The organism is Bacillus sp. FSL R9-9497 (genome assembly GCF_038005805.1).
Lineage (GTDB): Bacteria > Bacillota > Bacilli > Bacillales > Bacillaceae_G > Bacillus_A > Bacillus_A cereus.
This window is the reverse complement of the sequence record NZ_JBBOTY010000001.1, coordinates 3,768,014-3,790,051: the sequence shown is the minus strand read 5'-3', so window position 1 is coordinate 3,790,051 and position 22,038 is coordinate 3,768,014. Positions and strand designations below refer to the sequence as shown.

The window sequence follows — 22,038 nt, the reverse complement described above, 5'->3', positions numbered from 1 at the left end:
TATAAAGAAAAAGAAGGTAAATCCGTATAATACTTGTTTTTATATAGAGAACATTTATAACGACGGAGAATAGGAGGAAGGCCTTTCGTGTTTTTAAAAAGATTAGAAATAGCAGGGTTTAAGTCTTTTGCTGAGCATGTATCTGTTGATTTTGTCCCAGGTGTAACTTCTGTAGTAGGACCTAATGGAAGCGGGAAAAGTAATATTACTGATGCAATTCGCTGGGTACTTGGTGAACAATCTGCAAAATCATTACGTGGTGCAAAGATGGAGGATATTATTTTTGCAGGCAGTGATACGAGGAGAGCGGTTAATGTTGCTGAAGTAACAATAACTTTAAATAATGAAAATCAACGTTTACCAATTGAATACAATGAGGTGTGTGTAACACGTCGTGTATCTCGTTCAGGTGATAGTGATTTTTATATTAATAAACAATCATGTAGATTGAAAGATATTATCGATTTATTTATGGACTCTGGTATGGGAAGAGAAGCTTTTTCAATTATTAGCCAGGGGAAAGTGGAAGAGATTTTAAGTAGTAAGTCAGAAGAGCGTCGAGGTGTATTTGAAGAAGCGGCAGGCGTATTAAAATACAAACTTCGCAAAAAGAAAGCTGAAGGAAAATTAGCAGAAACACAAGAAAACTTAAATCGTGTACAAGATATAATTCATGAATTAAGTAGTCAAGTAGAACCTTTAGAAAGACAAGCTTCTATTGCGAAAGATTATCTTGAGAATAAAGAAGAATTAGAGAAAGTAGAAGCTGCGCTTATTGTCCATGAAATTGAAGAACTGCATGAGAAATGGGAAGCGCTTCGAAATCAGTTTGGGCATAATAAAAACGAAGAAGCTAAAATGTCAACGAATTTACAAAAAAGTGAAGAAGAGCTTGAGGAATTACGAGGACAATTACAGGCGGTAGATGAGTCTGTAGATTCGTTACAAGAAGTACTTCTTCTTTCTAGTAAAGAGCTAGAAAAACTAGAAGGGCAGCGAGAGTTGTTAAAAGAGAGAAAGCAAAATGCTACGACGCATTGTGCGCAACTTGAGCAGTTAATTGTTGAATTAACAGAGAAAGCTAAAAGTTACGATGGTGAGATTGAGTCAAGTACAGAAGCTTTAATGCAATTTGTGAATGAAGTAAAAGAGTTGGAGCAAAAATTGCATGATAATGAGCAACTGCTTGCTACTTTTGCTGACAATTTAGAGGAACAGATTGAGAATTTAAAAGGTGACTATATTGAGCTTTTAAATCAACAAGCTAGTCATCGTAATGAATTATCTATGATTGAAGAACAATCGAAACAGCAAACGTCTAAAAACGAGCGTCTAGATGAAGAGAATGCGAAATATGTAGAAATGCGTATGGAAATTACAGCGAAAAAGACGAAACTTGTAGAAAGTTACGAACAAGCGAAAGAAAAAGTAGCTGGCATTCTCTCAAACATACAGAAGACAGAGGCGGCGCTTGGGAAATGTAAGACGCAGTATAGTGAAAATGAAACAAAACTGTATCAAGCATATCAATTTGTGCAACAGGCACGTTCTCGAAAAGAAATGCTTGAAGAGATGCAAGAAGATTATTCTGGATTCTATCAAGGTGTACGTGAAGTATTGAAAGCTAGAGAAAATAGGTTGCAAGGTATCGAGGGTGCTGTTGCGGAACTGTTAACGGTACCGAAAGAATACGAAGTTGCAATGGAAATCGCTCTAGGTGCAGCGATGCAGCATATTGTTGTACAAACAGAGGAACATGCTCGTAATGCGATTGCATTTTTAAAGCAAAATAAACAGGGACGTGCAACGTTTTTACCGCAAGCTGTTATTAAAAGCAGATCGTTATCATTTGAGCAATTACGCATTGCAAATCAACACCCATCGTTTGTAGGTGTGGCGGCAGAACTTGTGCAGTACAACAATAAATATGAAAATGTAGTTTCAAATTTATTAGGTACTGTTATTGTTGCGAAAGATTTACGTGGAGCAAATGAGTTGGCGAAACAACTGCAATACCGTTATCGTATTGTAACAATCGAAGGTGACGTAGTGAATCCTGGAGGTTCTATGACTGGTGGGGCGGTAAAGCAAGCGAAATCTTCTTTATTAGGACGCCAACGTGAACTGGAAGAGTGGACTCGCAAGTTAACTGATATGGAAGAAAAAACAACGAAGTTAGAAAACTTTGTTAAAGCAGTAAAACAAGAGATTCAAGAAAAAGAAGTGAAAATACGCGAACTAAGGCAAACTGTAGAAGCAGATCGTGTAGATGAGCAGAAATTAAGAGAAGAGATTAATCGTTTAGAATTAGAAGAACATCGTATTAATGATCGGTTGTCTATTTATGATTTAGAGATTGAAGGTTTTTTACAAGATCGAGTAAAAATGCAAGGGCGTAAAGAGGAGTTAGAAGGGGTTTTAACGAATCTTCAAGCTGAAATCACTAAGTTAGATAGTAAAATTGTAGCTTTAACAAAACAAAAAAGTGAGCAACATTCTTCGAAAGAAAAAGTTCAAAAAGAAATGACTGAGTTAAAAGTGCTGGCAGCTGAAAAGCAACAACGCTTATCTAATCAAAAAGAAAAAGTTGAACGATTGACGAAGGAAAAAGAAGAAACGGATGCGACACTTGTAAAAACGAAAGAGGATTTAGCGTTCTTAAAACAAGAAATGACATCTAATTCAAGTGGTGAAGAGCAAATTACGAATATGATTGAGAAGAAAGCATATGATCGTAATCAAACTTCAGAATTAATTCGCTCTCGTCGTGAACAACGTGTATCGTTGCAAGAGAGAGTAGAACATTTAGAGCACCATTTGAAAGAAACGACAGGTAAACATAAATATATTCTTGAAATGTTGAAAGATCAAGAAGTGAGAATAAATCGACTTGATGTAGAGTTGGAAAATAGATTACAACATTTACGTGAAACATATACGATTTCATTTGAAGCGGCAAAACTAAAATATACAATGACAATGCCTGCAGAAGATGCGCGTAAGAAAGTAAAATTAATCAAATTATCCATAGAAGAGTTAGGTACAGTGAACCTAGGGGCAATTGATGAATATGAACGTGTAGCGGAGCGTCATACATTCTTACTAGAGCAGAGAGACGACCTAGAAGAAGCGAAAGCGACATTGCACCAGCTTATTACCGAAATGGATGAAGAAATGAAAAAACGCTTTTCTACTACGTTTGAAGGCATTAGAATGGAGTTTCAATCGGTATTCTCTGAATTATTTGGAGGCGGTAGAGCAGATTTAGTAATGACTAATCCAGAGGATTTACTAAATACGGGTATTGATATTGTAGCACAACCGCCAGGGAAGAAACTGCAGAACTTAGGTTTACTTTCAGGTGGAGAGCGTGCTTTAACAGCAATTGCGCTTTTATTTGGTATTTTAAAAGTACGCCCAGTACCGTTCTGTGTACTAGATGAGGTAGAGGCAGCCCTTGATGAGGCGAATGTAGCTCGTTTTGCACAGTATTTAAAGAAATTCAGTGATGAGACGCAGTTTATTGTAATTACACATAGAAAAGGTACAATGGAAGAGTCTGATGTGTTGTACGGTGTAACAATGCAAGAATCAGGGGTATCTAAACTTGTTTCGGTTCGTTTAGACGCCGGAGAAGAACTTATTGCAAGTGAATAGGAAGGATGGGAAAGTATGAGTTTTTTTAAAAAACTAAAAGAAAAAATTTCAAAACAAACGGATACAGTTACAGAGAAATTTAAACAAGGATTAGAAAAAACGAGAAATTCATTTGCGGATAAAGTGAATGATTTAGTGTATCGTTACCGTAAAGTGGACGAAGATTTCTTCGAAGAGTTAGAAGAAATTTTAATCGGTGCAGACGTTGGCGTTGCGACGGTAATGGAATTAATTGACCAATTGAAAGAAGAAGTACAACGTCGTAACATTCAAGATCCAAAAGAAGTACAAGCTGTTATTTCAGAAAAACTAGTAGGAATTTACAAAGGTGACAGCGATTTTAGTAACGAAATTAATATGCAAGAGGACCAATTAACGGTCGTTTTATTTGTTGGTGTTAATGGTGTAGGAAAAACGACGACAATTGGTAAACTGGCGCATAAGTTTAAATCAGAAGGTAAGTCAGTCCTATTGGCGGCAGGAGATACATTCCGTGCTGGAGCGATTGAACAATTAGAAGTATGGGGCGATCGCGTTGGTGTAGAAGTGATTAAACAAGGATCTGGATCTGATCCAGCGGCGGTTATGTATGACGCTGTACAAGCAGCGAAAGCACGTAAGGTAGATGTATTACTATGTGACACAGCAGGACGCTTGCAAAATAAAGTGAACTTAATGAAAGAGTTAGAGAAGGTGAAGCGTGTAATTGAGCGTGAAGTACCAGGTGCTCCTCATGAAGTATTGCTTGTTATTGATGCAACAACGGGACAAAACGGTTTAAGCCAAGCGAAAACATTCCGTGAAGCAACGAATGTAACTGGTATTGTTTTAACGAAGTTAGATGGAACTGCTAAAGGTGGTATTGTATTAGCGATTCGTAACGAAATGGATGTACCGGTGAAGTTTGTTGGATTAGGAGAGCAAATGGATGACTTGCAGCAGTTTGATCCAGAACAATATGTGTATGGTTTATTTGCGAACTTAGTAGAAACAGAAGAAGTATAAGCGAAAGAAGCGGTATTTCCGCTTCTTTTTCTATAAAAAATATATGATGTTAAGAAAAAAACTTGACACTCTTTTGGACTACATGTAAACTAATTCATGTAAAGGGAAATCACTTAACAAAGGATGATCCAACATGCTCGAAAAAACAACGAGAATGAACTATTTATTTGATTTTTATCAATCGTTGTTAACGCAAAAACAAAGAAGTTATATGTCGCTTTATTATCTAGATGATTTATCTCTTGGTGAAATTGCGGAAGAATTTGATGTAAGTCGCCAAGCCGTGTATGATAACATTAAACGGACTGAAGCGATGCTTGAAGAATATGAAGAAAAATTAGTATTACTTCAAAAGTTTCAAGAGCGACAGCGACTTGTTGCAAAGCTAAAACAGCTAATCAGCGAAGAAGAGCATGTGAATGAAGAAATGAAACAAGTTGTTGAAGCTATCGAAAAATTAGATTAGGAGGGCGGCAATATGGCATTTGAAGGATTAGCCGACCGACTTCAACAGACAATGCAAAAAATCCGCGGCAAAGGAAAAGTTTCTGAAGCCGATGTGAAAGAAATGATGAGAGAAGTTCGTCTAGCTCTTTTAGAAGCGGATGTTAACTTTAAAGTAGTAAAAGATTTTGTGAAGCGTGTGTCTGAACGTGCTGTCGGACAAGATGTAATGAAAAGTTTGACACCTGGACAACAAGTAATTAAAGTTGTACAGGAAGAACTTACAGAACTTATGGGCGGAGAGCAAAGCAAAATTGCTGTTGCTAATAAGCCACCGACTGTTATTATGATGGTTGGTCTGCAAGGTGCGGGTAAAACAACGACGACAGGTAAGCTTGCGAATTTGCTTCGTAAAAAGCATAATCGTAAACCGATGCTTGTTGCAGCGGATATTTACCGTCCAGCAGCGATTAAACAGCTTGAAACATTAGGGAAGCAATTGGACATGCCTGTATTTTCTTTAGGAGATCAAGTAAGTCCTGTTGAAATTGCGAAACAAGCGATTGCAAAAGCAAAAGAAGATCATCACGATTATGTTTTAATCGATACAGCGGGTCGCCTGCATATTGATGAAGAATTAATGGATGAATTAGCGAAAGTGAAAGAAGTTGCGAAACCGGATGAAATTTTCCTTGTTGTCGATGCGATGACGGGGCAAGACGCGGTAAATGTTGCACAAAGTTTCCATGAACAGTTAGGTTTAACAGGTGTTGTATTAACGAAATTAGATGGTGATACGCGCGGTGGTGCTGCATTATCTATTAAGGCTGTAACAAACACGCCGATTAAATTTGCTGGTATGGGTGAAAAACTAGATGCAATTGAAGCGTTCCATCCAGAGCGTATGGCATCCCGTATTTTAGGGATGGGCGATGTCTTAACATTGATTGAAAAAGCGCAAGCTACAGTTGATGAAGAGAAAGCAAAAGAACTTGAGCAAAAAATGCGTACGCTTTCGTTTACGCTTGACGATTTCCTAGAACAACTTGGACAAGTGCGCCAACTTGGGCCGCTTGATGAATTGTTAGGAATGCTTCCTGGTGCAAATAAAATTAAAGGGCTGAAAAATGCGCAAGTTGATGAAAAACAAATTGGGCATATTGAGGCAATTATTCGTTCTATGACTAAATTAGAACGAGAACAACCGGAAATAATCAATGCTAGTCGCAAAAAGCGCATTGCCAAAGGTAGCGGTACAACTGTACAAGAAATCAATCGTCTAATTAAGCAATTCGATGACATGAAAAAAATGATGAAGACGATGACGGGAATGCAAAAAGGTAAGAAAAAAGGACTAGGTGGATTGAAGTTTCCATTCATGTAAGGAAAAAAAGATGGCTCTGTTAAGAAAAAATACTTTACAAAGCAATAGTCTTTTTGCTAATATAATTATCTGTGTGAAATAAATTCGGAGGTGCTTTATAAATGGCAGTTAAAATTCGTTTAAAACGTATGGGAGCTAAAAAAACTCCTTTCTATCGTGTAGTTGTTGCAGATTCTCGTTCTCCTCGTGACGGACGTTTCATTGAGGAAATCGGAACTTACAATCCAGTTGCTCAACCAGCTGAAGTTAAGATCAACGAAGAAGCAGCATTAAAATGGTTAGGAAATGGTGCTAAACCATCTGATACAGTTCGTAACTTATTCTCTAACCAAGGTATCATGGAGAAATTCCACTTATCTAAACAAGGTAAGTAATTGAGGCAATGACTATGAAGAAGTTAGTCGAGACGATTGTCAAGCCTCTTGTCGATTATCCTGAAGATGTAAAAGTTACACAGGAACTTTGCAACGGAGAGATAAAGTATCGATTAACTGTACATCCTGAGGATGTTGGAAAAGTCATTGGAAAGCAAGGGAGAGTTGCGAAAGCGATTCGAATGCTCTTGTATTCAGTGGGACATCATAATGATGAAAAAGTAACACTGGAAATTCAATAAACGTAAAAAGGGCGAGGAGTTATTCCTCTCCCTTTTTTAACATTTAAATAGAGATTGCATGTTCCATCTGTGAAATGGAGATGCTTAATTTATATAGAAACCAGGGGTGACATACTATTTATGACAAAATGGTTTAATGTAGGAAAAATTGTAAATACTCATGGCGTAAGAGGAGAAATCCGTGTTATTTCTCGTACTGATTTTCCAGAAGAGCGATATAAAGTAGGAAACACGCTATACATATCGAATGAGAAAGGCACAGACTATCTTCCGGTAAAGGTAACTTCTCATCGCCAACATAAGACATTCGATTTATTAACATTTGAAGGATATAACAATGTAGATGAAGTAGAGAAGTTTAAAGGTTCTTTAATAAAAGTACCAGAAGAGCAGTTAGGTGAACTTGCTGAAGGTGAATACTACTATCATGAAATTATTGGTTGCAGTGTTGTAACGGAAGAAGGAGAAGCGCTAGGGACAATCAAAGAGATTCTATCTCCTGGTGCAAATGATGTTTGGGTAATTAAACGCCCGAAGGGTCAAGATCTCTTAATTCCTTATATCGATGACGTTGTACTTCAAGTTAATATTGAAAATAAATTAGTAACCATTCATGTAATGGAAGGGCTGCTATAATGAAAATTGATATTTTAACGTTGTTCCCAGACATGTTTACCGGTGTATTTGGATCTTCTATATTAAAGAAGGCGCAAGAAAAAGAAGCGGTAAACCTTCGTGTTGTTAACTTTCGTGATTATACAACAAGTAAGCATAATAGCGTAGACGATTATCCTTACGGCGGAGGAGCTGGTATGGTGCTTACTCCTCAGCCTATTTTTGATGCTGTAGAAGATTTGACGAAAGAGACAGAGCGTAAGCCGAGAGTTGTCTTAATGTGTCCGCAGGGCGAAAGATTTACGCAGAAGAAAGCGGAAGAGCTTGCAGGGGAAGAACATTTAATCTTCGTATGTGGGCATTATGAAGGATATGACGAACGAATTCGTGAGCATCTCGTAACGGATGAGATTTCTATTGGTGACTATGTATTAACGGGCGGAGAATTAGCCTCTATGGTTATTACTGATAGTGTGGTACGTCTCTTGCCAGGGGTGCTAGGAAATCATGCTTCACAAGTAGAGGATTCGTTTAGTACAGGTTTATTAGAGCATCCTCATTATACACGTCCAGCTGATTTTCGTGGTATGAAGGTACCGGATGTATTAATGTCAGGGAATCATAAAAACATTGATGAATGGCGACATAAGGAATCTTTGCGCCGAACGTATACGCGTAGACCTGATTTATTAGATGAGAGAGAGTTATCTAAACAAGAGAAAAAATGGCTTGAGGAAATAAAGCGAGAGCAGTAATAACTTCATATATTTGCTATTGCAACAGGCCTAGTAATATGCTATTATAACATTTGTGCTACTGAAATCAGTAGCCGTATTAACGATGTTCCGCTGTAATTTATTAAGACTTTATAAGAGCATCTGTTTAAAGGAGAGAATTTAATATGCAACAATTAATCGCAGAAATTACAAAAGGCCAATTAAAAACTGACCTTCCTTCATTCCGTCCTGGTGACACTTTACGTGTACACGTAAAAGTTGTTGAGGGAACTCGTGAAAGAATTCAGCTTTTCGAAGGTGTTGTAATTAAACGTCGTGGTGGCGGAATCAGTGAAACATTCACAGTTCGTAAGATTTCTTACGGTGTAGGTGTTGAGCGTACATTCCCAGTTCACACGCCAAGAATCGCGAAAATCGAAGTACTTCGCCGTGGTAAAGTACGTCGTGCTAAGTTATACTACTTACGTAACCTTCGCGGTAAAAAAGCACGTATTAAAGAAATTCGATAAGACATGTATGGGAGCTTGTAAATGCACAAGCTCCCTTTTTCCAATCTATATGAAATTTTGGTATAATACGAGCAGTTTACATAACCGTGGAGGGGAAATGCATGAAAAAAGAGAAGAGTTCACTTTGGGAATGGATTAAAGCAATTTTGATTGCTGTTGTATTAGCTGGTGTTATTAGACAGTTTTTCTTTGCGCCAATTCTCGTAGACGGGGTATCGATGGCACCTACTTTACATGATCGTGATCGAATGATTGTGAATAAAATTGGTTATCACATTGGAGATCCAAAACGCTTTGATATTATCGTATTTCGAGCAACAGAAGATAAAGATTACATTAAGCGCATTATAGGCCTGCCAGGCGATGAAATAGAGTATCGTAATGATAAACTGTATGTTAACGGAAAGGCTTATGAGGAGCCGTATTTAGACAAGCAGAAAAAGCAAATTGCTGACGGACCGCTTACATATGATTTTAATCTTGAAGAAATGACAGGCAAGAAAACCGTTCCAAAAGATCAATTATTTGTTTTAGGTGATAATCGTCGTTTTAGTAAAGATAGCCGTTCAATCGGTACGATTTCAATGGATCAAGTAATTGGTAAAGCTAATATGTTATATTGGCCGTTAGAAGACGCACGTATTGTGAAATAAATGAAAAAGAAGGTGGCAACATGGTAATTCAATGGTTTCCAGGGCATATGGCGAAGGCTAGACGCCAAGTAACGGAGAAATTAAAATTAATTGATGTTGTAATTGAACTTGTAGATGCTCGATTACCATTATCATCTCGAAACCCAATGATTGATGAAATCATTACACATAAGCCAAGGCTTGTTGTTTTAAATAAAGCGGATATGGCGGATGATCGTTTAACAAAACAATGGATCGCATATTTTAAAGAAAAAGGCCATATGGCAATTTCGATTAACGCGCAAGCTGGACAAGGTATGAAGGAAATTGCAGCAGCTTGTAAAGTGCTTGTTAAAGAAAAATTTGATAAAATGGTTGCAAAAGGTATTAGACCGAGAGCGATTCGTGCATTAATTGTAGGTATACCAAATGTTGGTAAATCTACATTGATTAATAAATTGGCAAAGAAAAATATTGCTAAAACAGGAGATCGTCCAGGTGTGACAACAGCTCAACAATGGATTAAAGTTGGGAAGGAAATGGAATTGTTAGATACACCAGGTATTCTGTGGCCTAAATTTGAAGATCAATTAGTGGGTCTTCGCTTAGCGACAACGGGTGCAATTAAAGATTCAATTTTAAATTTACAAGATGTAGCTGTTTACGCATTACGTTTTATGGAGAAACATTATCCAGAACGCTTGAAAGAACGCTATAATTTAAATGAGATTCCAGAAGATATTGTGGAATTATTCGATGCAATTGGAAAAAATAGAGGCTGCTTAATGGGCGGCGGAATGATTGATTATGATAAGACATCTGAGCTTGTGCTTCGTGAGCTTCGTGGTGGCAAACTTGGAAAAATGACGTTTGAAACACCGGAAGAGTTTGCAGAGCAAGTAGAAGATGTGGAAAAAATAGAAGAAGTATAAGACGTGCGTTTGTGCGTCTTTTCTTTTTGGATATGTTTAAAAAGGAGCTTGTATAAATGCAAACTATGACGATAAAAGAAGCGGAAAATGTATTGAAAGAAATTATGAATGAAGAAGATGATCGCTTTCAACTGTTAATGAAAGATGATCGAAAAGGTGTTCAAAAGCTCGTTTTGAAGTGGTATAAACAAAAAGAGTTAGAACAGAAAGAAAAAGAGAAGTTTTTTGAAATGTCCAAGTATGAAAATGCTTTGCGTGAAAAAGGGGTCACATATATCGCGGGTATTGATGAAGTAGGGCGCGGGCCATTGGCTGGGCCTGTTGTGACGGCAGCTGTCGTTCTTCCTGAGGATTTTTATATTCCAGGGTTAAATGATTCGAAAAAGTTGAGTGAAGCGAAACGTGAGCGTTTTTATGATGAAATAAAAGTACAAGCAATTGCAATTGGAGTAGGAATTGTATCACCAGAAGTTATTGATGACATTAATATTTACCAAGCAACGAAACAAGCGATGTTAGATGCAGTTGCGAATTTATCTTGTACACCCCAACATTTATTAATTGATGCGATGAAACTTCCTACACCAATTCCGCAAACATCAATTATTAAAGGTGATGCGAAAAGTGTTTCGATTTCAGCCGCATCCATTATCGCAAAAGTAACGAGAGATCGTATGATGAAAGAACTGGGAGAGAAGTATCCTCAATATGGATTTGAGCAACATATGGGATATGGCACAAAGCAACATTTAGAGGCAATTCAAGTGCATGGAGTATTAGATGAACACCGAAAGTCATTCGCGCCAATTAAAGATATGATTCAAAAATAAGCTGTAAATATACAGCTTATTTTTTTATTTTGGCATATAAACATTACTATTTCCGAAAAAGAATAAAGCGATTTCAGTTTTCTGACACTTTATTGTAGACAGCGTGCCAATCATCTTATACAATGGCAATGTAATGTTTTTTAAACATTAAAAAACTTTTCGAGTAAAACAGGAAAACAGGGGAGGATGGGACCATGAATATCCATGAGTACCAAGGTAAGGCAGTCCTTAGAAGCTATGGGGTTAGCGTTCCGAACGGGAAGGTTGCATTTACAGTAGAAGAAGCTGTAGAAGCGGCGAAAGAATTAGGAACAGATGTATGTGTAGTGAAAGCACAAATTCACGCTGGTGGACGCGGCAAAGCTGGCGGAGTAAAAGTTGCAAAAAATTTAGATGAAGTTCGTACATATGCAGAAAGCATTTTAGGAACTACACTTGTGACACATCAAACAGGTCCTGAAGGTAAGGAAGTAAAACGCTTACTTATCGAAGAAGGTTGCGATATTAAAAAAGAATATTATGTAGGTCTAGTTTTAGATCGTGCAACTTCTCAAGTTGTTTTAATGGCGTCTGAAGAAGGCGGAACAGAAATTGAAGAAGTAGCAGAAAAAACACCTGAAAAAATCTTTAAAGAATATATTGATCCAGCAGTAGGCTTACAAGGTTTCCAAGCGCGCCGAATCGCATTTAACATCAATATTCCAAAAGAGCTTGTAGGACAAGCTGTGAAGTTTATGATGGGCTTATACCGTGCGTTTATCGAAAAAGATTGCTCTATCGCTGAGATTAACCCACTTGTTACAACAGGTGAAGGTAAAGTTATGGCATTAGATGCAAAATTAAACTTTGATTCTAATGCATTATATCGCCATAAAGACATTTTAGAGCTTCGTGATCTTGATGAAGAGGATTCAAAAGAAATTGAAGCTTCAAAATACGACTTAAACTACATTCCTTTAGATGGAAATATCGGTTGTATGGTTAATGGTGCAGGTTTAGCGATGGCTACAATGGATATCATTAAACATTACCACGGTGACCCAGCTAACTTCTTAGATGTTGGTGGCGGTGCAACTGCAGAAAAAGTTACAGAAGCATTCAAAATTATCCTTTCTGACAAAAATGTAAAAGGTATCTTCGTTAACATTTTTGGTGGCATTATGAAGTGTGATGTTATTGCAGAAGGTGTTATTGAAGCAACGAAACAAGTAGGTCTTGAGTTACCTTTAGTTGTACGTCTTGAAGGTACAAACGTAGAACTAGGTAAGAAAATTTTAAATGAGTCTGGCTTAAATATTGTTGCAGCAGAATCTATGGCAGACGGTGCACAAAAAATTGTTTCACTAGTGGGCTAATAGAAAGCGGGGGAGAAAAATGAGCGTATTAGTTAATAAAGATACAAAAGTTATTGTTCAAGGTATTACAGGTTCTCAAGGTTTATTCCATACAAAACAAATGATTGAATACGGTACGAAAATTGTCGGTGGTGTAACACCAGGTAAGGGCGGCACTGATATTGAAGGTGTACCAGTATTTGATACAGTAGAAGATGCAGTGAAAGCAACAGGGGCAAACGCTTCAGTTGTATACGTTCCACCCGCTTTTGCGGCAGATGCAATTATGGAAGCTGTTGATGCAGAAATTGATTTAGTAGTATGTATTACTGAAGGGATTCCTGTATTAGATATGGTAAACGTAAAGAGATATATGGCGGGTAAACATACACGTTTACTTGGACCAAACTGCCCAGGTGTAATCACACCGGATGAATGTAAGATTGGTATTATGCCAGGATATATTCATAAAAAAGGTCATGTTGGTATCGTATCTCGCTCTGGTACATTAACGTATGAAGCTGTACATCAGTTAACACAAGAAGGTATTGGCCAATCTACTGCTGTAGGTATCGGCGGAGACCCTGTTAACGGTACAGACTTTATTGATGCTTTAAAAGCATTTAATGAAGATGAAGAAACACATGCTGTAATTATGATTGGTGAAATCGGCGGTACAGCAGAAGAAGAGGCAGCTGAATGGGTAAAAGCTAATATGACAAAACCTGTTGTAGGCTTCATTGGTGGTCAAACAGCGCCTGCTGGCAAACGTATGGGCCATGCTGGTGCAATCATTTCTGGCGGTAAAGGAACTGCTGCTGAAAAGATTAAAACAATGGAAGCTTGTGGCATTAAAGTAGCTGAAACTCCAGCAGTTATGGGAGAAACGCTAATCTCTGTTTTAAAAGAAAAAGGTTTATTTGAGACTTGTAAAAACTATTAATCTGTTGAAAGACACCTTCTTACTTGAGGGTGTCTTTTTAGACTTTTTCTGTTTACATAATAAAAATTATGGGTAAGGAGAATCAAGATGAAAAGAGAGAGATTATTACATCTTCATTACTTGCTAGCAGATTATTGGAAAGCGATGGAGAGGCTACTATATGTCGATCCAGAATTAGAGAACATATATAATTTTAACGAAAAACAAATGGAACACTACACTGGAATATCCTCGAAAAAATCTTCAGAACTAGTAAAATTTCTTCAAAGTTCAAATCTTCCGCAATATATATCTTATTTAGAGAAAAATCGTATTTTTTATATAACGATATGGGATGAAAATTATCCGCAATTATTACGTGAAATACAAGATCCTCCCTTCGTTTTATATGGAAAAGGAGAGAAAGATTTCCTGAATAAAGTAAATAAATTAGCAGTTGTTGGAACGAGAGAACCATCATTATATGGTCATGAGAGTTTGAAGTTTATTTTACACCCTTTATTAGAAAGAGAGTGGCTTATTGTCAGTGGGTTTGCAAAAGGGATAGATACAATGTCTCATGAGATTACAGTAAGGCATCATTGCCCGACTATTGCGATATTAGGGCATGGATTGTCTTTTATGTATCCGAAAGAAAATAGACCTTTATATGAAATGTGGAAGGAATATATATTGTTATTGACAGAGTATCCGCCGCACTATGCACCGAAAAAATGGTATTTTCCAAAAAGAAACCGGATTATTAGTGGTATAAGTAAAGGTGTTTTAGTTGTAGAAGCGAAATCGAGAAGTGGAACACTTATTACTGCGGACCTTGCGTTAGAGCAAAGTAGAGAGGTATTTGCGCTTCCTGGACCTATATTTATAGAGGGGGCATCGGGAACGAATCATCTTATTCAGCAAGGAGCAAAACTAGTAAGAAATGCAGAAGATATCTTGGAAGAGATTTTAAATTAACCTTATATTTTTATGTTTTTATTAAACAATTATTGACAAATGGTAGATTGGCACTGTATGGTATATTCATTCTTGATTGACAAAAACAAGAGAAATCAATAAGATTAATGAAGACTTGAATCCACCTCTTAAGGAGGCACTAGCATGTCAGATTACCTCGTAATCGTGGAGTCGCCTTCTAAGGCGAAGACCATTGAGAAATATTTAGGGAAAAAATACAAAGTTGTCGCGTCTATGGGACATGTTCGCGATTTGCCAAAAAGTCAAATGGGGATAGAAGTAAAGAACAACTTCACCCCGAAGTATATTACCATTCGTGGTAAAGGTCCCGTCTTAAAAGATTTAAAATCAGCGGCCAAAAAAGCAAAGAAAGTCTATCTCGCGGCCGATCCAGACCGTGAAGGGGAAGCGATTGCTTGGCATTTAGCGAATACGTTAAATGTGGACGTTGAATCAGATTGTCGGGTTGTGTTTAATGAGATTACGAAAGATGCAATCAAAGAATCATTTAAACATCCTCGTGCAATCAATATGGATTTAGTGGATGCACAACAAGCAAGACGTATACTTGATCGTCTTGTTGGTTACAATATTAGTCCTTTATTATGGAAGAAAGTAAAAAAAGGATTAAGTGCAGGACGTGTACAATCTGTAGCAGTTCGTTTAATCATCGAGCGTGAAAGGGAAATTCAAAACTTTGAACCTGAAGAATTCTGGACAATTAAAACAGAATTTGTAAAAGGAAAAGACACATTTGAAGCAAGCTTTTACGGTGTAGATGGTGAAAAAGTTCAATTAACAAATGAAACGCAAGTGAATGAAATAATTGAACAGATGAAAGAGAATGCGTTTTCAGTTGAAAATGTAACGCGCAAAGAGCGAAAACGTAACCCTGCATTACCGTTTACAACATCTTCCTTGCAACAAGAAGCAGCCCGTAAGTTAAACATGCGAGCAAAGAAAACAATGATGCTTGCACAGCAATTGTATGAAGGGATAGATCTTGGAAAACAAGGAACTGTAGGTCTTATTACGTATATGAGAACTGATTCAACACGTATCTCAGAAACAGCTCAAACAGAGGCTCGTACTTACATCACTGAAGCGTATGGTACGGAATACATAGGAACAGAAAAGAAGAAAGAAACGAAAAAGTCAAATGCACAAGATGCGCATGAGGCAATTCGTCCTACTTCGGTAATGAGAAAGCCAGAGGAACTAAAAAGTTTCTTAGGTCGTGATCAACTTCGATTATATAAATTGATTTGGGAGCGATTTGTTGCAAGTCAAATGGCGTCTGCTATAATGGATACTGTGACAGCGAGACTCATTAATAACAATGTTCAGTTCCGTGCAAGTGGATCGGTTGTAAAGTTCCCAGGATTTATGAAAGTGTATGTAGAGTCAAAAGATGATGGTGCTGAAGAAAAGGATAAGATGTTGCCGCCTTTAGAAGTAGGGGAAACTGTATTTTCAAAGGATTTAGAACCAAAGCAACATTTTACACAACCTCCTCCGCGCTATACAGAGGCTCGCCTAGTAAGAACACTTGAAGAACTTGGAATTGGAAGACCGTCGACATATGTACCTACACTTGAAACGATTCAAAAGCGTGGGTATGTAGGCTTGGATAATAAACGCTTCGTTCCGACTGAACTTGGTGAAATAGTAATTGAACTTATTTTAGAGTTTTTCCCAGAAATTATTAACATTGAATTTACTGCCAATATGGAGCAAAGCCTTGATGAAGTAGAAGAAGGAAATGCGAATTGGGTAAAAATTGTTGATGATTTCTACGTAGGTTTTGAACCGCGTTTAGAAAAAGCGGAAAAAGAAATGCGTGAAGTGGAAATTAAAGATGAACCAGCTGGGGAAGATTGTGAACTATGTAATCACCCAATGGTCTTTAAAATGGGTAAATACGGGAAATTTATGGCTTGCTCGAATTTCCCAGATTGTCGTAATACAAAGCCGATTGTGAAAGAAATCGGTGTTACTTGTCCAAAGTGTGATAAGGGTCAAATTATTGAACGCCGTAGTAATAAAAAGAAACGTCTTTTCTATGGGTGCGGTACGTATCCGGAATGCGACTTTGTATCTTGGGATAAGCCAATTGGTCGTAAGTGTCCGAAGTGCGAAGGCATGCTTGTAGAGAAAAAGTTGAAAAAAGGCGTGCAAGTACAATGTATTTCGTGCGATTATGAAGAAGAACAACAAATGTGAGCGTAACTGCTCACATTTTTTTCGGGAAGAAAAGGAAAGGTGATATAAATGACAACACAAGTAGTAAACGTCATTGGCGCAGGTCTTGCAGGAAGTGAAGCAGCTTACCAAATTGCAAAACGTGGTGTCCAAGTTAGATTATATGAAATGAGACCGGTAAGGCAAACGCCAGCTCATCACACAGATAAATTCGCTGAATTAGTATGTAGTAACTCACTTCGTGCAAACACTTTAACAAATGCGGTTGGAGTTATTAAAGAGGAAATGCGCTTAATGGATTCTGTAATTATTCGTGCGGCGGATGAGTGCTCTGTACCAGCTGGAGGCGCTTTAGCTGTAGACCGTCATGAGTTCGCAGCTAAAGTAACAGAATACGTAAAGAACCATCCAAATGTAACTGTAATGAATGAAGAAATTACAGATATTCCAGAGGGACCGACAATTATTGCTACAGGTCCATTAACATCTCCTGATCTTTCTGCAAAATTGAAAGAATTAACAGGAGAAGATTATTTCTACTTCTATGATGCTGCAGCCCCAATCGTAGAAAAAGACAGCATTGACATGAATAAAGTATATTTAAAATCGCGTTATGACAAAGGTGAAGCTGCATATTTAAATTGCCCAATGACAGAAGAAGAGTTTGATCGTTTTTATGAGGCTCTAATTGCTGCTGAGACAGTGCCTTTAAAAGAGTTTGAAAAAGAAATTTTCTTTGAAGGTTGTATGCCAGTAGAGGTTATGGCAAGTAGAGGGAGACAGACGTTAGTATTTGGACCTATGAAACCTGTTGGATTGGAAGATCCAAAAACAGGGAAAACGCCATATGCTGTTGTTCAGTTACGTCAAGATGATGCAGCGGGAACTTTATACAATATCGTAGGTTTCCAAACACATTTAAAGTGGGGACCGCAAAAAGAAGTGCTACAGTTAATTCCAGGATTGGAAAATGCAGAGATTGTACGTTATGGTGTAATGCATCGTAATACGTTTATTAATTCACCTAATTTGCTTCGTCCAACATATCAATATAAACAACGGGATGATTTATTCTTCGCTGGTCAAATGACTGGAGTAGAGGGATATGTTGAATCAGCAGCATCAGGATTATTAGCAGGAATTAATGCTGCGCGTCTTGTGCAAGGTGAAGAGCCAGTTGTATTACCGCCAGTAACTGCGATGGGTAGCATGGCAAATTACATTACGGCAACGAACGCTAAAAACTTCCAACCGATGAATGCGAACTTCGGTCTATTTGCACCGTTAGAGAAGAAGATTAAAAAGAAAGCAGAACGAAATGAAGCGTACGCAGCACGCGCTTTAGAAACGATTCGAAATTTTGTAAATATTTAGTTAAATTTCTTGCAAAGGCTACTAAGTTGTGATACGATTTAGTAGCCTTTATTGAGGTGAGTTGTGTGAATGTGAAGAAATTGTTACAATTATTCGTTGGATATTTACAAATTGAAAGAAATTATTCAAAATATACAATTGCAAGTTATCAAAATGATTTAGAACATTTTGTGCAATTTATGGAACGAGAAGGCATATCCTCTTTTTTAGACGTTACATACGCGGATGTTCGTTTGTACTTAACGACGTTGCACGATGAGAAGTTAGCCCGTAAATCTGTCGCAAGAAAAGTATCAAGCTTACGAAGTTTATATCGTTTTTTGATGCGTGAAGGTTATCGAAAGGATAATCCGTTTGCACTTGCGTCACTCCCCAAAAAAGAATTGTCAATCCCAAAGTTTTTATATGCTGAAGAGTTAGAGGAATTATTTGAAGTTTCTGACACGGAAACACCATTAGGTCAAAGGAATCAAGCTTTGTTAGAGTTGATGTATGCGACTGGGATCCGTGTGAGTGAATGTGTCAATTTACAACTTACCGATATTGACTTTGCGGTGGGAACAATTTTAGTAATGGGAAAAGGAAAAAAACAAAGGTATATTCCGTTCGGAAGCTATGCGCAAGATTCTTTAATTACTTATATAGAGAATGGGAGAAAACAGTTAGTTAATAAGACTGACGAAGACTCTCATATGGTATTTTTAAATGCGAAAGGTAAACCGCTAACAAGTCGTGGAGTTCGTTATGTTTTAAATGAACTCATTAAAAAGGCTTCGCTGACAATGCGGATAAGTCCCCATATGTTAAGGCATACATTTGCTACACATATGCTAGATGAAGGGGCGGATTTACGTACTGTACAGGAGTTATTAGGCCATGAAAATTTGTCGACGACACAAATTTATACGCATGTCTCTAAAGAAAGATTGCGTTCTGTTTACATGAAGCATCACCCGCGGGCATAAATTGCTTTAAAAGCTATAAAAACAAATAAAGGAGTTTTTTCTATGGGAAATTTCCACGCTACAACGATATTTGCAGTTCATCATAATGGAGAATGTGCAATGGCTGGAGATGGCCAAGTGACAATGGGAAATGCTGTTGTAATGAAACATACAGCTCGTAAAGTTCGTAAACTTTTCCAAGGTAAAGTTTTAGCTGGTTTCGCAGGATCAGTTGCTGACGCATTTACTCTTTTTGAAATGTTTGAAGGGAAATTAGAAGAGTATAATGGCAACTTGCAGCGTGCTGCTGTTGAAATGGCTAAACAATGGCGTGGCGATAAAATGTTACGTCAGCTAGAAGCAATGCTCATTGTCATGGATAAAACAACTATGCTCCTTGTTTCAGGTACAGGAGAAGTGATTGAACCGGATGATGGTATTTTAGCAATTGGATCTGGTGGGAATTATGCACTTTCTGCAGGTCGTGCTTTAAAGCAATATGCAAGTGAACACTTAACAGCGAAGCAAATTGCGAAAGCGAGTTTAGAGATTGCTGGCGATATTTGTGTTTATACGAATCACAACATAATTGTTGAAGAATTGTAGAATCGTAAGGGAGGCATTTTATATGCATTTACATTTTACTCCGCGCCAAATTGTGGAAAAATTAGATCAATACATCATCGGTCAAAAAGACGCAAAGAAAGCGGTTGCTGTAGCGTTGAGAAATCGATATCGTCGCAGTAAATTAGCTGAAAATTTACGTGACGAAATTGCACCTAAAAATATCTTAATGATTGGACCGACAGGTGTTGGGAAAACAGAGGTAGCACGACGAATGGCGAAACTCGTTGGAGCACCTTTTATTAAGGTTGAGGCTACAAAATTCACAGAAGTTGGATATGTGGGTAGAGATGTAGAGTCAATGGTACGTGACCTGGTGGAAACATCGGTTCGTATCGTAAAAGAAGAAATGGTAGTGAAAGTTCAAGATAAAGCCGAAGAGCAAGCGAATCAACGTCTTGTTGAAATTTTAGTACCGAGTCCAGAGAAACAATCTGGATTCAAAAATCCATTAGAGATGCTTTTTGGAGGTACTCAAAATTCGAATCAAACGTCTGATACACAAGAAGATGTTGAAATCGAAAAGAAGCGTCATGATGTGGAGAGAAAGCTTGCTGCAGGGCTTCTTGAAGACGAAATTGTATCGATTGAAGTGACTGAACAACAGTCTTCCATGTTTGATATGTTACAAGGAACTGGCATGGAGCAAATGGGAATGAATTTCCAAGATGCGCTAGGAAGTTTTATGCCGAAAAAAACGAAAAAACGTAAACTTTCTGTAAAAGAAGCAAGAAAACTCTTGACAAATGAAGAGGCACAGCGCTTAATTGATATGGATGAAGTTACACAAGAGGCTGTTTATCGTGCTGAACAGCTCGGGATTATTTTTATCGATGAAATTGACAAAATTGCTGGTAAGCAGTCGAATAGCGTAGATGTATCACGTGAAGGTGTGCAACGTGACATTTTGCCGATTGTAGAAGGGTCGAATGTTGCGACAAAATACGGATCAGTAAAAACGGATTATATTTTATTCGTTGCAGCTGGAGCGTTCCATATGTCTAAACCGTCGGATTTAATTCCGGAATTGCAAGGGAGATTTCCGATTCGAGTAGAATTAACAAAATTATCGACAGACGATTTTGTTAAAATACTAATCGAGCCTGACAATGCGTTAATTAAACAATATATGGCATTATTAGCGACTGAAGGTATAGAAATTGAATTTTCAGACGAAGCTATTCGTAAGATTGCTGAGATTGCTTATCAAGTTAATCAGGATACAGATAATATTGGAGCAAGAAGACTTCATACAATTATGGAGAAGCTCCTTGAAGATTTATCGTTTGAAGCATCTGAAATTACGTTAGAGAAAATAACGATAACACCTCAATACGTTGAGGAGAAATTAGCAACAATTGCTAAAAATAAAGATGTGAGCCAGTTTATTTTGTAATAGTGTCATCAGGTGACTCGCCCTAGTTTCCAAGTGATGAAAAAATATGTGAGTAACATGTAGGAGGAACTTTTGAAATGGAATTATTAGCAAAAACGAGAAAATTAAATGCGTTATTACAGAGCGCAGCAGGGAAGCCTGTAAACTTTAGAGAAATGTCTGACACAATGTGTGAAGTAATCGAAGCAAACGTATTCGTAGTTAGCCGTCGTGGTAAATTACTAGGTTATGCAATTCACCAACAAATCGAAAACGAACGCATGAAGCAAATGCTTGCAGAACGTCAATTCCCAGAAGAATATACACAAAGCTTATTCAACATTACAGAAACATCTTCAAACTTAGATGTGAACAGTGCTTACACAGCATTCCCAGTAGAAAACAGAGAATTATTTGGTCAAGGTTTAACTACAATCGTACCAATCGTTGGTGGCGGTGAGCGTCTAGGGACATTAGTATTAGCTCGTCTTGGTCAAGAGTTCTTAGATGATGATTTAATCCTTGCTGAGTACAGCTCAACTGTTGTAGGTATGGAAATCTTACGTGAAAAAGCAGAAGAAATCGAAGAGGAAGCACGTAGTAAAGCTGTTGTTCAAATGGCGATCAGCTCATTATCTTACAGTGAGTTAGAAGCGATTGAGCACATCTTCGAAGAATTAAATGGAACAGAAGGTTTACTTGTTGCAAGTAAAATTGCTGATCGCGTAGGAATTACTCGTTCTGTAATCGTAAATGCACTACGTAAATTAGAAAGTGCTGGTGTTATTGAGTCTCGTTCTTTAGGTATGAAAGGAACATACATTAAAGTGCTAAACGACAAGTTTCTACAGGAACTTGCTAAATTAAAAACAAACTAATTTGTAAAAAACTCTCCTCAATCGAGGAGAGTTTTTTATGTGCAAT

General features: G+C 37.6%; 21 protein-coding genes. All 21 read left to right on the top strand.

Annotated features, from left to right (window positions below):
• The first annotated feature begins 87 nt into the window (after nucleotides 1-87).
• Nucleotides 88-3,657 (top strand): chromosome segregation protein SMC, encoded by a 3,570-nt coding sequence (smc, locus tag MKY21_RS19380; RefSeq protein WP_341077198.1) that lies wholly within the window; start codon nucleotides 88-90, stop codon nucleotides 3,655-3,657.
• 15 nt (nucleotides 3,658-3,672) lie between these two features.
• On the top strand, nucleotides 3,673-4,662 hold the full coding sequence (ftsY, locus tag MKY21_RS19375) for a signal recognition particle-docking protein FtsY (RefSeq protein WP_000007655.1): 990 nt from the start codon (nucleotides 3,673-3,675) through the stop codon (nucleotides 4,660-4,662).
• A 133-nt stretch (nucleotides 4,663-4,795) separates the two neighbouring features.
• A complete protein-coding gene (locus tag MKY21_RS19370; protein WP_000891062.1) occupies nucleotides 4,796-5,128 on the top strand; it encodes a putative DNA-binding protein in 333 nt (110 codons plus the stop codon).
• Nucleotides 5,129-5,140: 12 nt separating this feature from the next.
• On the top strand, nucleotides 5,141-6,490 hold the full coding sequence (gene ffh / locus MKY21_RS19365) for a signal recognition particle protein (RefSeq protein ID WP_000863460.1): 1,350 nt from the start codon (nucleotides 5,141-5,143) through the stop codon (nucleotides 6,488-6,490).
• A gap of 101 nt (nucleotides 6,491-6,591) precedes the next feature.
• Entirely contained in the window at nucleotides 6,592-6,864 is a 273-nt protein-coding gene (gene rpsP / locus MKY21_RS19360; protein WP_000268750.1) for a 30S ribosomal protein S16, read from the top strand.
• Between the two features lie 14 nt (nucleotides 6,865-6,878).
• Nucleotides 6,879-7,106 (top strand): KH domain-containing protein, encoded by a 228-nt coding sequence (locus MKY21_RS19355; RefSeq protein ID WP_000737401.1) that lies wholly within the window; start codon nucleotides 6,879-6,881, stop codon nucleotides 7,104-7,106.
• A 120-nt stretch (nucleotides 7,107-7,226) separates the two neighbouring features.
• Entirely contained in the window at nucleotides 7,227-7,742 is a 516-nt protein-coding gene (gene rimM / locus MKY21_RS19350) for a ribosome maturation factor RimM (protein ID WP_000170278.1), read from the top strand.
• Nucleotides 7,742-8,476 (top strand): tRNA (guanosine(37)-N1)-methyltransferase TrmD, encoded by a 735-nt coding sequence (gene trmD, locus MKY21_RS19345; protein ID WP_000686903.1) that lies wholly within the window; start codon nucleotides 7,742-7,744, stop codon nucleotides 8,474-8,476. Before rimM ends, trmD begins: the two co-directional genes overlap by 1 nt.
• A gap of 146 nt (nucleotides 8,477-8,622) precedes the next feature.
• A complete protein-coding gene (gene rplS / locus MKY21_RS19340; RefSeq protein WP_001186516.1) occupies nucleotides 8,623-8,967 on the top strand; it encodes a 50S ribosomal protein L19 in 345 nt (114 codons plus the stop codon).
• A gap of 101 nt (nucleotides 8,968-9,068) precedes the next feature.
• Nucleotides 9,069-9,620 (top strand): signal peptidase I, encoded by a 552-nt coding sequence (lepB, locus tag MKY21_RS19335; protein ID WP_000711853.1) that lies wholly within the window; start codon nucleotides 9,069-9,071, stop codon nucleotides 9,618-9,620.
• 20 nt (nucleotides 9,621-9,640) lie between these two features.
• Nucleotides 9,641-10,531: a ribosome biogenesis GTPase YlqF gene (gene ylqF / locus MKY21_RS19330; RefSeq protein ID WP_000236702.1), complete on the top strand. Its 891-nt coding sequence runs from the start codon at nucleotides 9,641-9,643 to the stop codon at nucleotides 10,529-10,531.
• 56 nt (nucleotides 10,532-10,587) lie between these two features.
• Nucleotides 10,588-11,361, top strand: coding sequence for a ribonuclease HII (locus MKY21_RS19325; RefSeq protein WP_001194262.1), 774 nt, complete (start codon nucleotides 10,588-10,590; stop codon nucleotides 11,359-11,361).
• Nucleotides 11,362-11,555: 194 nt separating this feature from the next.
• On the top strand, nucleotides 11,556-12,716 hold the full coding sequence (gene sucC, locus MKY21_RS19320; protein ID WP_001020791.1) for an ADP-forming succinate--CoA ligase subunit beta: 1,161 nt from the start codon (nucleotides 11,556-11,558) through the stop codon (nucleotides 12,714-12,716).
• A gap of 19 nt (nucleotides 12,717-12,735) precedes the next feature.
• Nucleotides 12,736-13,638 (top strand): succinate--CoA ligase subunit alpha, encoded by a 903-nt coding sequence (gene sucD / locus MKY21_RS19315; RefSeq protein ID WP_000115178.1) that lies wholly within the window; start codon nucleotides 12,736-12,738, stop codon nucleotides 13,636-13,638.
• 87 nt (nucleotides 13,639-13,725) lie between these two features.
• The gene (gene dprA, locus MKY21_RS19310; protein WP_000818039.1) at nucleotides 13,726-14,595 is read left to right on the top strand and encodes a DNA-processing protein DprA; all 870 of its coding nucleotides are present in this window, start codon (nucleotides 13,726-13,728) and stop codon (nucleotides 14,593-14,595) included.
• Between the two features lie 144 nt (nucleotides 14,596-14,739).
• The gene (gene topA / locus MKY21_RS19305; protein WP_001286964.1) at nucleotides 14,740-16,818 is read left to right on the top strand and encodes a type I DNA topoisomerase; all 2,079 of its coding nucleotides are present in this window, start codon (nucleotides 14,740-14,742) and stop codon (nucleotides 16,816-16,818) included.
• Nucleotides 16,819-16,866: 48 nt separating this feature from the next.
• Nucleotides 16,867-18,171 (top strand): FADH(2)-oxidizing methylenetetrahydrofolate--tRNA-(uracil(54)-C(5))-methyltransferase TrmFO, encoded by a 1,305-nt coding sequence (gene trmFO, locus MKY21_RS19300; RefSeq protein WP_000213002.1) that lies wholly within the window; start codon nucleotides 16,867-16,869, stop codon nucleotides 18,169-18,171.
• Nucleotides 18,172-18,236: 65 nt separating this feature from the next.
• Nucleotides 18,237-19,136, top strand: a complete 900-nt coding sequence (gene xerC / locus MKY21_RS19295) for a tyrosine recombinase XerC (RefSeq protein WP_001101241.1) — start codon at nucleotides 18,237-18,239, stop codon at nucleotides 19,134-19,136.
• 42 nt (nucleotides 19,137-19,178) lie between these two features.
• Complete coding sequence (gene hslV / locus MKY21_RS19290; RefSeq protein ID WP_000526272.1) at nucleotides 19,179-19,721, top strand: ATP-dependent protease proteolytic subunit HslV; 543 nt, start codon at nucleotides 19,179-19,181, stop codon at nucleotides 19,719-19,721.
• A 22-nt stretch (nucleotides 19,722-19,743) separates the two neighbouring features.
• Nucleotides 19,744-21,135 (top strand): ATP-dependent protease ATPase subunit HslU, encoded by a 1,392-nt coding sequence (gene hslU, locus MKY21_RS19285; RefSeq protein ID WP_016118541.1) that lies wholly within the window; start codon nucleotides 19,744-19,746, stop codon nucleotides 21,133-21,135.
• A 77-nt stretch (nucleotides 21,136-21,212) separates the two neighbouring features.
• Complete coding sequence (gene codY, locus MKY21_RS19280; RefSeq protein WP_000421290.1) at nucleotides 21,213-21,992, top strand: GTP-sensing pleiotropic transcriptional regulator CodY; 780 nt, start codon at nucleotides 21,213-21,215, stop codon at nucleotides 21,990-21,992.
• The last annotated feature ends 46 nt before the right edge of the window (nucleotides 21,993-22,038 follow it).